This is a genomic window from Cellulomonas sp. GbtcB1 (assembly GCF_019091725.1).
In the GTDB taxonomy this organism is placed as follows: domain Bacteria; phylum Actinomycetota; class Actinomycetes; order Actinomycetales; family Cellulomonadaceae; genus Cellulomonas.
Genome location: NZ_JAGXJG010000019.1, coordinates 26327 through 38510, shown reverse-complemented (window position 1 = coordinate 38510; position 12184 = coordinate 26327). Strand labels below are relative to the sequence as shown.

11 protein-coding genes are annotated in these 12184 nt (G+C 76.6%); 9 read left to right on the top strand and 2 right to left on the bottom strand.

Annotated features, from left to right (window positions below; genetic code table 11):
• The first annotated feature begins 32 nt into the window (after positions 1–32).
• Positions 33–1094, top strand: coding sequence for a DUF3048 domain-containing protein (locus KVT14_RS09065; protein ID WP_217615359.1), 1062 nt, complete (start codon positions 33–35; stop codon positions 1092–1094).
• A 42-nt stretch (positions 1095–1136) separates the two neighbouring features.
• Here the strand turns inward: KVT14_RS09065 and KVT14_RS09060 are convergent, their stop codons facing one another.
• Positions 1137–2105 (bottom strand): 1,4-dihydroxy-2-naphthoyl-CoA synthase, encoded by a 969-nt coding sequence (locus tag KVT14_RS09060; RefSeq protein WP_217615358.1) that lies wholly within the window; start codon positions 2103–2105, stop codon positions 1137–1139.
• Between the two features lie 116 nt (positions 2106–2221).
• Between KVT14_RS09060 and KVT14_RS09055 the strand changes: the two genes are divergently transcribed.
• The 5 genes from KVT14_RS09055 to KVT14_RS09035 all read left to right on the top strand — a co-directional run bounded on the left by KVT14_RS09055 (position 2222) and on the right by KVT14_RS09035 (position 7873).
• Positions 2222–2545 carry a multidrug efflux SMR transporter gene (locus tag KVT14_RS09055; protein ID WP_217615357.1) on the top strand — a complete coding sequence of 108 codons (324 nt, stop codon included), beginning with the start codon at positions 2222–2224 and terminating at the stop codon, positions 2543–2545.
• On the top strand, positions 2545–3150 hold the full coding sequence (locus KVT14_RS09050) for a hypothetical protein (RefSeq protein ID WP_217615356.1): 606 nt from the start codon (positions 2545–2547) through the stop codon (positions 3148–3150). Before KVT14_RS09055 ends, KVT14_RS09050 begins: the two co-directional genes overlap by 1 nt.
• Before the next feature lie 5 nt (positions 3151–3155).
• Complete coding sequence (locus KVT14_RS09045; RefSeq protein WP_308160984.1) at positions 3156–4106, top strand: o-succinylbenzoate synthase; 951 nt, start codon at positions 3156–3158, stop codon at positions 4104–4106.
• A complete protein-coding gene (gene menD / locus KVT14_RS09040) occupies positions 4103–5929 on the top strand; it encodes a 2-succinyl-5-enolpyruvyl-6-hydroxy-3-cyclohexene-1-carboxylic-acid synthase (protein WP_308160983.1) in 1827 nt (608 codons plus the stop codon). The genes KVT14_RS09045 and menD overlap by 4 nt, the downstream gene beginning before the upstream one ends.
• 117 nt (positions 5930–6046) lie before the next feature.
• Positions 6047–7873 (top strand): S1C family serine protease, encoded by a 1827-nt coding sequence (locus KVT14_RS09035; RefSeq protein WP_217615355.1) that lies wholly within the window; start codon positions 6047–6049, stop codon positions 7871–7873.
• A 290-nt stretch (positions 7874–8163) separates the two neighbouring features.
• Here the strand turns inward: KVT14_RS09035 and KVT14_RS09030 are convergent, their stop codons facing one another.
• Complete coding sequence (locus KVT14_RS09030) at positions 8164–9498, bottom strand: isochorismate synthase MenF (protein ID WP_217615354.1); 1335 nt, start codon at positions 9496–9498, stop codon at positions 8164–8166.
• 57 nt (positions 9499–9555) lie between these two features.
• On the opposite strand from KVT14_RS09030, the gene KVT14_RS09025 reads away from it, so the two are divergent.
• From KVT14_RS09025 to KVT14_RS09015, 3 genes are all read left to right on the top strand, one after another.
• Positions 9556–10257 (top strand): demethylmenaquinone methyltransferase, encoded by a 702-nt coding sequence (locus KVT14_RS09025; protein WP_217615353.1) that lies wholly within the window; start codon positions 9556–9558, stop codon positions 10255–10257.
• Positions 10258–10391: 134 nt separating this feature from the next.
• Positions 10392–11699: a geranylgeranyl reductase family protein gene (locus tag KVT14_RS09020; RefSeq protein WP_217615352.1), complete on the top strand. Its 1308-nt coding sequence runs from the start codon at positions 10392–10394 to the stop codon at positions 11697–11699.
• 115 nt (positions 11700–11814) lie between these two features.
• Entirely contained in the window at positions 11815–12183 is a 369-nt protein-coding gene (locus KVT14_RS09015) for an NADH-quinone oxidoreductase subunit A (protein WP_147795390.1), read from the top strand.
• The last annotated feature ends 1 nt before the right edge of the window (position 12184 follow it).

Below are 12184 nucleotides of genomic sequence, written 5' to 3'. Positions count from 1 at the left end.
GTCGCGCACGCGGTCGGCACGGAAGGGTCGAGATGGTTCACAGCACGAGGCGGGGGCTGCGGCGCGCCGCCGCGGCCGTGGTCGCCACGACCCTCCTGGTCGCCGGCTGCTCGCAGGGGCAGGACCCGGCGCCGGAGGCCGCCACCGTGGCCCCGACCCTCGAGCCGCAGAAGGCTGCCGCGCCCGACCCCGTGGTCGCGCCGACCTGGCCGCTGACCGGCGTGGCGGGCGAGCCCGTGAACCGGCCGGCCCTCGCGGTCAAGATCGAGAACACCGCGACCGCGCGCCCGCAGTCCGGCCTGGACCAGGCGGACGTCGTGTGGGAGACGATCGTCGAGTTCGAGGTGTCCCGGTTCGTCGCGGTGTGGCACTCGCAGGTGCCCGAGGAGGTCGGCCCGGTCCGCTCGGTCCGCCCGATGGACCCCGACATCGTCTCGCCGATGAACGGCCTGCTGACGTTCTCCGGCGGCCAGCCCGGCATCCTCGACCTGGTCGCGGCGAGCCCCACCCAGGTGATCAGCCACGACGCCGGCGCGGCGGGGCTGTACCGGATCTCGTCGCGCTCGGCCCCGCACAACGTGTACGCCGACCCGACCGCGCTCTGGGCGCAGGCCGACGCGAACCACCAGAGCAGCCCCGGCGAGCAGTTCGCGTTCGCCCGGACCGCGGAGCGCGCGACCGCCGTCGCGGCGGGCACCCCGGCGACCACCCTGGCGTTCGACCTGTCCAGCCAGTCGAAGCCCTCGTGGACCTGGAACGGGACGGTCTGGGAGCGCTCGGAGGGCTCGACGCCCGCGGTGGCCGCCTCCGGCGCCCGGCTGTCCGCGACCAACGTCGTCTCGATCGTGGCCGAGCACCCGGGCACGCCGTTCGGGGCGCAGAACGGGGCGGTCGTGCCGACCTACACCCTCGTCGGCTCGGGCGAGGCCACGCTCGCGACCGGCGGCAAGACGATCCCCGTGCGCTGGCAGAAGGACTCGCGCGACGCCCCGATGCAGCTGTTCACCGCCGACGGCGCGCCCGCGCTGCTGGCACCGGGCAACACCTGGGTGGAGCTGGTGCCCGCCGGGACGGGCTCGCTCGCGATCTCCTGACCGGCGCGCCCGGGCCGGTCGCGCCGGCCCGGGCGTCGCCCATCAGAACGCGTAGGGGAACCGGCTCCAGTCCGGGTCGCGGCGCTCCAGGAACGCGTCCCGGCCCTCGACGGCCTCGTCCGTCATGTACGCCAGCCGGGTCGCCTCGCCCGCGAACACCTGCTGGCCCGCGAGGCCGTCGTCCGCCAGGTTGAACGCGAACTTCAGCATCCGGATCGCCTGCGGCGACTTCGTCGCGATGATCCGCGCGTACTCCAGCGCGGCGTCCTCCAGGTCGGCGTGGTCGACGACGTCGTTGACCGCGCCCCAGGCGTAGGCCTGCTCGGCGGAGTACTCGCGCGCCAGGAAGAAGATCTCCCGCGCGCGCTTCTGCCCGGTCTGCCGGGCGAGCAGCGCCGAGCCGTACCCGCCGTCGAACGACCCGACGTTGGCGTCGGTCTGCATGAACCGCGCGTGATCGCGGGACGCGATCGTCAGGTCGGCGACCACGTGCAGCGAGTGCCCGCCGCCCGCGGCCCAGCCGTTGACGACCGCGACGACGACCTTCGGCATCGTGCGGATGAGGCGCTGCACCTCGAGGATGTGCAGCCGCCCGGCGCGGGCCGGGTCGATCGCGTCGGCGGTCTCGGCCTCGGTCGAGCCGGTGTACCGGTAGCCGTCGCGCCCGCGGATGCGCTGGTCGCCGCCCGAGCAGAACGCGTGGCCGCCGTCCTTCGGGCTCGGCCCGTTCCCGGTGAGCAGCACGGTGCCGACGTCGGAGGTCATCCGGGCGTGGTCGAGCACCCGGTACAGCTCGTCGACGGTGTGCGGCCGGAAGGCGTTGCGCACCTCGGGCCGGTCGAACGCGACGCGCACCACGGGCAGGTCCCGCACGCCGTCCGCCGACCGGGCGACGCCCCGGTGGTACGTGAGGTCGGTGAGGTCCTCGAAGCCGGTGACCGTGCGCCAGCGGCTCGGGTCGAAGGTGTCGGAGACGCGCGGGGGCAGCGGGGCGGCGGCGGGGTCGGTCACGGAGCCCAGCGTAGGGCGGGACGCCGGCGCGAGATTCTGGTACGGTCGTACTAGAAACGGGCGCGGGACGGCGGACTCTGCCACCCGGCGCGCCCGATCCCGGGGAGGGATCACCCATGGCGTGGGTCGTGCTCGTCGTGTCCGGACTGCTCGAGGCGGGCTGGGCGCTGAGCCTCAAGGCGTCGGACGGCTTCAGCAGGCTGTGGCCGAGCGTGTCGTTCGTGGTGCTGGCGGTGCTGTCGTTCGCCGGCCTCAGCTGGGCGCTCCGGTCGCTGCCGGTGGGCGCCGCGTACGGCGTGTGGGTCGGGATCGGGGCGGCGACGACGGCGGTCCTGGCGATCGTGCTGTTCGGCGAGTCGGTGTCGGTGCTCAAGATCGTGTCGCTCGTGCTGATCGTGGCGGGCGTGGTCGGGCTGAACCTGTCGGGCGGCGGGCACTGATGACGCCGGGCGCGCCCGGTGCGGCCGGCGGCACGGCCAAGGGCGTCCGGCGGCGCGCCGAGCTCGCCCGCGCTGCCGCCGACCTGGTCCGCGAGGAGGGCCCGGCCGCGCTCAGCCACCGGGCGGTGGCGGCCCGCGCGGGGCTGTCGCTGTCGGCCACGACGTACTACTACGCCGGGCTGGACGACCTCGCGGGAGCGGCGGGCGCGGCCCTGGTCGACGCGTGGGTCGCGCATGCGGACGCGGTGCTCGCGCGGGCCCGGACCGCCGCCGCCGACGGGGTCGCCGTCGAGGACCCCGCCGCCGTCGTGGTCGACGCCGTCCTGCCGCCCGGCGACGACGCGGCCGTGCGCGCCCACTACGAGCAGCTGCTCGCGGCGGGCCGGGTCCCGGCGCTCGCGACGGCGCTCGGAGCGGGCCGGGCCCGGCTGGACGCGGTGCTCGCGGCGCTGCTGGCCGAGCTGCGGCTGCCCGTGCCCGCGGCGGTCGCGCTCGGGGTGGTCGACGGGGCCGTGGTCGCGGCCACGAGCGAGGGCCGCCCGGTCCGCGACGCCGCCCGCGACCTGCTGCTCGCCGTGCTCGGCCCGCGCGAACCTCTACGCTGAGCCGCGTGCACGTCTACGCGATCCCCCTGCGGACGCGCTTCCGCCGGATCACGGTGCGCGAGGGCGTGCTCGTCCGCGGCGAGGCCGGCTGGGGCGAGTTCAGCCCGTTCTGGGACTACGACGCCGCGGAGTCCGCGGCCTGGTGGCGCGCGACCCGCGAGGCGGCGGACCTCGGGTTCCCGGAGCCCGTCCGCGACCGCGTCCCGGTGAACGTCACCGTCCCGGCCGTCGGGCCGGACGCCGCGCGGCGGATCGTGCTCGCGTCGGGCGGCTGCACCACCGCCAAGGTCAAGGTCGCCGAGCCCGGCCAGGGCGCGGCGGAGGAGGCCGACCGGCTGGCCGCCGTCCGCGAGGCGCTCGGCCCCGGCGGCGCGATCCGGGTCGACGCGAACGCCGCCTGGGACGTCGACACCGCCGTCGAGCGGCTCAAGGTCCTCGACCGCGCCGCCCGCGGGCTCGAGTACGCGGAGCAGCCGGTCGCCTCCGTGCGCGACCTCGCCCGCGTGCGCCGGTCCACCCACGTGCCGATCGCGGCCGACGAGTCGATCCGTCGCGCCGAGGACCCGCTCGCGGTGGTCTGCGCCGAGGCCGCCGACGTCGTGGTGCTCAAGGTGCAGCCGCTCGGCGGCGTGCGCGCCTGCCTGGACCTCGCCGAGCAGGTCGGCCTGCCGGTCGTCGTGTCCTCGGCGCTGGAGTCGTCGGTCGGGCTGGCGGCGGGCGTGGCGCTCGCGGCCGCGCTCCCGGAGCTGCCGTACGCGTGCGGGCTCGCGACCGCCCAGCTGCTCACCGACGACGTCGCCGACCCGCCGCTGCTGCCCGTCGACGGGGCGCTGCCCGTCGCGGCCGCGCGCGCGGTCGTCCCGACGGACGAGCGGCTCGCCGCCACGGAGGCCGACGCGGCGACCGCCGCGCGCTGGGCGGAGCGGCTGGCCGCGGTGCGGGCGGTGGCGCGGTGACGGCCCCGGCCGTCGGCGGCGGGCCCCGCGGTCCGGTGCGCGGCGCACCCGCCGCGCAGGCCGCGCGGGTGCTGGTCCAGGAGCTCGCCGCCCACGGCGTGCGGGACGTCGTCCTGGCCCCCGGTTCGCGCAGCGCCCCGCTGGCCTACGCGCTCGCCGAGGCCGCCCTGCCCGACGCGGAGCGCCCGGCCGGCGCCCCGGCGGTCCGGCTGCACGTGCGGGTCGACGAGCGGGACGCCGCGTTCCTCGCGCTCGGGCTCGCCCGGGCCGCGGCGGCGGAGGGCGAGCCGCGCGCGGTGGCCGTCGTCACCACGTCCGGCACCGCCGTCGCGAACCTGCACCCGGCGGTGCTGGAGGCGCACCACGCGGGCGCCCCGCTGCTGCTGCTCACGGCCGACCGCCCGCACGAGCTGCGCGGGACCGGCGCCAACCAGACCACCGTGCAGCCGGGGATCTTCGGCGCGGCGACCCGGCTCGAGGCCGACGTCCCCGCCCCGTCGGGCCGTGCCGGCGAGGACCGCGACCTGCGGCACCTGGTCTCCCGCGCCGTCGCGGCGGCGCTCGGTTCGCGCACCGGCGACCCCGGTCCCGTGCACCTGGACCTCGCGTACCGCGAGCCGCTGGTGCCCGGGCCGGAGCCGTGGCCCGCCGACGGCGCGGCCGGGCGGGTCGTCGTCCCGCCGCGGCCCGTCGCCGCACCCGCCGTGGGCGACCCCGGCGTCCCCGCCCGCGCGGACCTGCCCGGCCCCGTCGTGGTCGTCGCGGGCGACGGCGCCGGCCCGGAGGCCCGCCGGCTGGCGGAGGCCGCGGGCTGGCCGCTGCTCGCGGAGCCGTCCTCGGGCGCCCGGGGCGGCCCGCACGCGCCCGCGACCTACCGGGTGCTCCTCGGCGAACCCGCCCTGGGCGGCCGGGTCCGCTCCGTGGTGCTGCTCGGCCGCCCGACGCTCACCCGGCCCGTGTCGGCGCTGCTCGCCCGGGACGACGTCGACCTGACCGTGGTCGCCCCCGCGGGCTCGGGCTGGCCGGACGCGGGACGGGCCGCCGACCGGGTGCTCACCGGCGTGCCCGACGCCTGGTTCGACGGGCCGGCCGACGACCCCGCGTGGCCCGCCGCCTGGCAGCGCGCCGACGCCGCCGCGGGTGCCGCGGTGGACGCCGCGCTGGACGACGACCCCGCCGCGCCGCCGACCCGGGCCACCCCGCCGCTCACCGGGCCGCGGGCCGTGCGGGCCGTCGCGGAGGCGTCGCTGCCCGGCGACGTGCTCGTGGTCGGGTCGTCGAACCCCGTGCGGGACCTGGACCTGGTCGCCCGCTGGGCGGAGCCGCCGCTCGTGCTCGCGAACCGCGGGCTCGCCGGCATCGACGGGATGCTGTCCACCGCCGCCGGGGTCGCGCTCGGCCTGCCGCGCCGCCGCGTGCGCGCGCTGGTCGGCGACCTGACCTTCCTGCACGACGTCGGCGGCCTGCTGCGGCTGACCACCGAGCCCGAGCCCGACCTCCAGGTCGTGGTGCTGAACGACGCGGGCGGCTCGATCTTCGCGACGCTCGAGCACGGGGCGCCCGAGCGCGCCCGCACGTTCGAGCGGGTGTTCGGCACGCCGCACGCCGTCGACGTCGCCGCCCTGTGCGCGGGCTACGGCGTGCGGCACGTGCGGGTCTCGGACGAGGCCGCGCTCGCCGCCGCGCTCGCGGCGCCGGGTCGGGGGACCTCCGTCGTCGAGGTCCGGGTTGACCGCGCCGACCGACGGGCGCTGGGGGAGCGGCTGGCTGCGGCGGCCCGGGACGCCGCGCGCGGCGCGCTGGGCGGCGGCGCCGCCGGCTGACGGGGTGCGACCCGCCGCGGACCACGTCATCGTGGATTCGCAGCGGACTCCCAGGTTCTGCCGAGCATCGCTCCAGTTCCGGGGGGTCTGATGGTCGGCAAGAAGGAGGTACACCCCATGAGCAGCAGCACCCCCGAGGGTCCGCGCGACGCCCAGGGCGCGCCGGAGCCGCAGCGCACCGAGGACGGCACCGCTGCGACCGAGGCCGTCCCCGCCACGCCGACGACCGATGCGCCGACGGCCGACGCGACGCCGTCCGCGGACGAGACGCAGCGCATCGCCCCGGCCCCCACCCAGCAGCTCCCGCAGACCCCGGCGCAGCCCGCGGCCCCGGCCGCCCCCGCCGCCGGCTCCCCGCAGCAGCCGTACCAGCACGCCGCGCCGCAGCAGCCGGCCGCGCAGCCGCAGCACCCCGGTGCCCCGGCGCCGCAGCAGCCGCGCTACGGCCAGTACGCGCCGCAGCAGCACCCGGCGCAGGCGCACCAGCAGTCGGCGGCGCACCAGCAGCCCGCTGCCCCGCAGCAGCACGCCGCCCCGCAGCAGCACGCCCCGCAGCAGGGGCACGACCCGCTGGCGGCGTTCCGCGCCCCCGCCGGCCCCGGCGCCCCGCAGGGTCCGGGTGGCCCCCAGGGCCCGCACGGTCCCCAGGGCCCCACCGGCGGCCCGGAGTACCCCGCCGCCTTCGGAGCCCCGGGTGAGCCCGGCGGCACCCCCGCCCGCACCCGGACCGCGCGCGACCGCGTCTGGCTGCCCGTCGCGAGCGTCGGCGTCGCGGCGGCCGTGCTCGCGAGCCTCGGCACGGCCGCGCTGACCGGCGCGTTCGAGAACGACGGCTCCTCCCGCGCGGCGAGCATCGCGTCGATCGGCCAGAGCAGCAACGACAGCGTCCCGGTCTCCGGCTCCACGTCGGACAACCCCGACTGGCAGGCGGTCGCGTCCGCCGTGAAGGACTCCGTGGTCGCGATCACGGTCACCACCAGCCAGGGCGAGGCCCAGGGCTCCGGCGTGATCGTCGACACCGAGGGCCACGTCGTCACCAACAACCACGTGGTCTCGGGGGCGCAGGACGGCAAGGTCCAGGTCACGCTGACCGACGGCCGGATCTTCACGGCTGACGTCGTCGGCACCGACCCCACCACGGACCTCGCGGTCGTGAAGCTGCAGGACGCGCCGGACGACCTCAAGCCCGCCGCGCTCGGCGCCTCCGCCGACGTGACGGTCGGCGACCCGGTCATGGCCGTCGGCAACCCGCTCGGCCTGGCGAACACCGTCACCACCGGCATCGTCTCGGCGGTCGACCGCCCGGTGTCGACCACGGAGGACGGCAGCAACGAGGCCGTGGTCACGAACGCGATCCAGATCGACGCGGCCGTGAACCCCGGCAACTCGGGTGGCCCGCTGTTCGACGCGCAGGGCCAGGTCATCGGCATCACCTCGTCGATCGCCACCACGTCGAGCCAGTCCGGCTCGATCGGCCTCGGCTTCGCGATCCCGGTGGACCTCGCGGACATGATCGCGGGCCAGCTGATCAAGGACGGCACCGCGGAGCACGCGTTCCTCGGTGTCGGGCTGACCGACAACACGGCGACCGCCGACGGGGTCACCCGCGCCGGCGCGGAGGTGCAGAGCGTCACCTCCGGCTCGCCCGCCGCGGACGCCGGCGTGCAGCAGGGCGACGTCATCGTGGCGATCGACGGCAAGGCCGTCGGCGGCGCCGAGTCGCTCACCGGCTACGTGCGGGCCTACGCCTCGGGCGACAAGGTCACCCTGACCCTGGTGCGCGACGGCAAGTCCCTCGACGTGGACGTCACGCTCGCGGTGCGCCAGGAGACGACGTCGAGCGACTCGGGCTCGGGCGGCTCGGGCAGCACCGACCCGCGGAACATGACCCCGGACGAGCTCTGGCAGTGGTTCCAGCAGCAGCAGGGCGGCGGCCAGAACTGACGCCGGCCCCACGACGGCCCCTCGGGCGGGATATCCCCTGCCCCGCCCGACGGGCACGGGGGCGGCGAGCCCGCACCTCGCCACCCCCACCGACGACCCCCGCGGCGCGCACCCCTGGCGCCCGCGGGGGTCGTCCCGCGTCCGGGCGGTGGCCGGGCTGGGCGCCGCCCGGTTCGGTGGTCCCTGCCGAGTTCGGTGGCTGGAGGTACCGAACTCGGCGACAGGCACCGAACTCGGCGACCCGTGTCCGGCGCGGACCGCCTGGCCCGGGCTCGCCCCGGTGCCCGCCGTCAGTCCGAGGCGAGGGCCGTGCGCATCGGGACCAGCTTGGCGCGGGACTCCGCCAGCTCGGCCTCCGGGTCGGACGCCGCGACGATGCCGCAGCCGGCGAACAGCCGGAGGCGGTGCGGGTCGTCCGGGTCGAGCTCCGCGGACCGCAGCCCGATGCCCCACTCGCCGTCGCCGTCCGCGCCGACCCAGCCGACGGGGCCGGCGTACCGGGCGCGGTCCATGCCCTCGATCGCCCGGATCAGGTCGCGTGCGGCCTCGGTGGGCGTGCCGCAGACCGCGGCGGTGGGGTGCAGCGCGGCCGCGAGGGCGAGCGACGTGGGGTGCGGGCCGCCGTCGGCGTCCGTTCCGGTCCCGCGCAGCACCGCGGTCACGTCGGACGCCAGGTGCAGCACGTTGGGCAGGTGCAGCACGAACGGGACGTCGGGCACGTTGGTCGACGAGCAGAACGGCGCGAGCGCCTGCGCGACCGAGGACACCGCGTACTCGTGCTCCTCGAGGTCTTTGGACGAGTGGGCGAGGATCGCGGCGCGCGCCAGGTCGGCGTCGTCGTCGCCGGTGCGGCGGATCGTGCCGGCGAGGACGCGCGACGTCACCAGGCCCTGGTCCGAGCGGACCAGCAGCTCCGGGGTCGCGCCGATCAGGCCGTCGACGGAGAACGTCCAGCAGGTCGGGTACCGGTCGGCGAGCCGGCCGAGTACGTGCCGGACGTCCAGCGGCTCGGCGGTCGTGGCGACCTCGTCGCGCGCGAGCACCACCTTGTCGACCTCCCCGGCCCGGATGGCGGCGACGCCGCGGGCGACCACGGCGGGCCAGTCCTCGGCCTCGACGGCGCCGGACGCGTACGTCACGGCCCCGGGGGCGCGGACCGGCGCGAGGCCGGCGAGGTGCCGGGCGACCAGCGCCCAGTCCGGCGCGGGGCCGAGGGTCCCGGCGGTCTCGACGACCGTCAGCCAGGACTGCCCGTCCCGGCGGCCGACGACCACCCGCGGCACCACGAGCGCGCCGCCCGCGGCGGACAGGTCGTCGAACGCGAACGAGCCGAACGCCACCGGCCCGGTGCCGGGCAGCCCGACCTCGTCCCGGACGACGGCGTGCCGGACCAGGTCCTGCCACCAGCGCTCGGCGTCGGCGAACCGGTCGGCACCCCGGACGTCGATGCGCGCGGCCTCGCCCCAGCCGACGAGCCCGTCGCCCCGGCGCACCCAGGTGAGCGGGGCGTCCTCGGGGAGCAGGGAGAGGAGGTCGTCCGGGGCGTCGATCCGGACGGTGCGCACCACGAGCGGCTCGGGGTGCGAGGACGCCGCGGCCTGGCGGTCGTCGAGGGGGCTGGTCATCGCCGACCAGGGTACGACCGCGCGCGAGGCGCCCGCGCGACCTGACACGATGGGCCCATGCCCCGCGCCTCGCTCGACAAGGACCCGCACGACGTCGCCACGATGTTCGACGGCGTCGCCCGCCGCTACGACCTGACCAACGACGTGCTGTCGCTCGGCCAGGACCGGATGTGGCGCAAGGCCACCCTGAAGGCGCTCGACGCGCTGCCGGGGGAGACCGTCCTCGACCTGGCCGCGGGCACCGGCACCTCGAGCGAGCCGCTGGCGGACGCCGGCGTGAAGGTCGTCCCGTGCGACCTGTCGACGGGGATGCTCACGGTCGGCAAGCGCCGTCGCCCCGACCTGCCGTTCACCGCGGGCGACGCGACGGCCCTGCCGTTCGCGGACGGGGTCTTCGACGCGGTGACGATCTCGTTCGGCCTGCGGAACGTGGTGGACACGGTCGGCGCGCTGGAGGAGATGCGCCGCGTGACCAGGCCGGGCGGGCGCCTGGTCGTGTGCGAGTTCTCGACGCCGACCTGGGCGCCGTTCCGCACCGTGTACTCGGGGTACCTCGTCAAGGCGCTGCCCGCGGTGGCGAAGGTGGTCGCGCGGGAGACCGCGGCGTACGACTACCTGGCCGAGTCGATCCAGGACTGGCCCGACCAGCTGGGTCTGGCGAAGCTCCTCAAGGAGGCGGGCTGGGGCTCGGTCGCGTACCGGAATCTGTCCGGCGGCATCGTCGCCCTGCACCGCGCGACGAATCCTGGGATCAATTAGCGCGGAATGGTGGGACGAAAGTCCCGCATAACCCCTGGTCAGGAGCAGCGACGCTACTGAGGCAAACCTTCGCAGACAGATCGTTGGTCGTATCACTAGACTCGCCCTGTCAACACGTGTGAAGGCATTCACAAATGGGGCGAACTGTGCACAGTGGCAAGAGCGATGACGCGGACGTCATCGTCGTCGGCGCCGGACCCGGCGGGTCCAGCGCCGCGTACCACTGCGCCGCCGCGGGCCTGTCGGTGCTGCTGCTCGACAAGGCGAGCTTCCCCCGGGACAAGATCTGCGGCGACGGCCTGACGCCGCGCGCCGTCGCCGAGCTGGTCCGGATGGGCGTGCCGCTCCGCGAGCAGGACGGCTGGATCCGGAACGTCGGCCTGCGGGTCCTGGGCGGCGGCCACGTGGTCGAGCTGCCCTGGCCCGAGCTGTCGTCCTACCCGTCGTACGGCCTGGTCCGCGCGCGCACCTCGCTCGACCACCTGCTGCTCGAGCACGCCCGCGCCGCCGGCGCCAAGGTGCAGGAGCGGACCAACGTCACCGGCCCCCTGGTCGACGAGCGCACCGGCCGCGTCGTCGGCGTGCAGGCCCGCCCGGTGGACGCCGACGGCCGCCGCGCGGGCGACCCGGTCGAGTACCGCGCGCCCGTCGTGATCGCCGCCGACGGCGTGTCCGCCCGGCTCGCGACCGGCCTCGGCCTGGAGAAGCGCCAGGACCGCCCGATGGGCGTCGCGGTGCGCACCTACTTCGAGACCCCGCGGCACGACGACCCGTGGATGGAGAGCCACCTCGAGCTCTGGGACGGCAAGCCCGGCGAGTCGGACCTCATGCCCGGCTACGGCTGGATCTTCTCCCTCGGCGACGGCACCGCCAACGTCGGCCTCGGCTCGGTCTCCTCGACCGCCGCCGCGACCAAGGTCGACTACAAGGACCTGTTCGCGAAGTGGATGGCGAACGCCCCCGCGGAGTGGGAGTTCACCCCGGACCACCAGCTCGGTCCGGTGCGCGGCGCCGCGCTGCCGATGGGCTTCAACCGCGGCCCGCTGTACGGCCGCGGGCTCATGCTGGTCGGCGACGCCGCCGGGATGATCAGCCCGTTCAACGGCGAGGGCATCGCCTACGCCCTGCAGGCCGGCCGGGTCGCCGCGGACGCGATCGTCCAGGCCGCCGCCCGGGGCACCGCCGCCGGACGGGAGCGCGCGCTCGCCACCTACGGCGCGCGGATGAAGGACGACCTGGGCGGGTACTACACGCTCGGCCGGGTGTTCGTGAAGCTGATCGAGCGCCCCGAGATCATGCGGGCCTGCACGAGGTACGGCCTGCCTCGCCCGCTGGTCATGAAGCTCACGCACAAGCTGCTCGCGGACTGCTACGAGCCGCACGGCGGCGACTGGGCCGACCGGACCATCGCCGCCCTCGCGCGTCTGGCGCCGGCCTCGTGACGGCCGCCGCCCGCACCGGACCGCCCTGACGGGCGGCGCGCCGGCCTCGCCCGCCGGACGCGCCCCGCCCCCGCAGCCCCACGGAAGCACTCCACCCCCCACCGGGAGAGCACCGATGACCAACCCGTACGTCCCCCTCCTCGTCATGATGGGGGTGGCCGCCGTCCTCGCGGTCGGCGGCCTCGCCGCCAGCGCCGTGATCGGCCCCAAGCGCTACAACCGCGCCAAGCTCGAGGCCTACGAGTGCGGCATCCAGCCGACCCCGCACGCCGTCGGCGGCGGCCGGTTCCCGGTGAAGTACTACCTGGTCGCGATGACCTTCATCATCTTCGACATCGAGGTCGTGTTCCTCTACCCGTGGGCCGTCAGCTTCGGTGAGCTGGCCGTCTTCGGGCTGGTGGCGATGGTGGGGTTCCTCGCGCTGATCACCGTGCCGTTCCTCTACGAGTGGCGGCGCGGCGGTCTCGAGTGGGACGAGGACTGAG

What these genes read in the sequence shown, in the direction of transcription:
- KVT14_RS09065 (WP_217615359.1), top strand. Translation starts at nt 33, where the DNA reads ATGGTTCACAGCACGAGGCGGGGGCTGCGGCGCGCCGCCGCGGCCGTG.
- KVT14_RS09055 (WP_217615357.1), top strand. Translation starts at nt 2,222, where the DNA reads ATGGCGTGGGTCGTGCTCGTCGTGTCCGGACTGCTCGAGGCGGGCTGG.
- KVT14_RS09050 (WP_217615356.1), top strand. Translation starts at nt 2,545, where the DNA reads ATGACGCCGGGCGCGCCCGGTGCGGCCGGCGGCACGGCCAAGGGCGTC.
- KVT14_RS09035 (WP_217615355.1), top strand. Translation starts at nt 6,047, where the DNA reads ATGAGCAGCAGCACCCCCGAGGGTCCGCGCGACGCCCAGGGCGCGCCG.
- KVT14_RS09030 (WP_217615354.1), bottom strand. Translation starts at nt 9,498, where the DNA reads ATGACCAGCCCCCTCGACGACCGCCAGGCCGCGGCGTCCTCGCACCCC.
- KVT14_RS09025 (WP_217615353.1), top strand. Translation starts at nt 9,556, where the DNA reads ATGCCCCGCGCCTCGCTCGACAAGGACCCGCACGACGTCGCCACGATG.
- KVT14_RS09020 (WP_217615352.1), top strand. Translation starts at nt 10,392, where the DNA reads ATGGGGCGAACTGTGCACAGTGGCAAGAGCGATGACGCGGACGTCATC.
- KVT14_RS09015 (WP_147795390.1), top strand. Translation starts at nt 11,815, where the DNA reads ATGACCAACCCGTACGTCCCCCTCCTCGTCATGATGGGGGTGGCCGCC.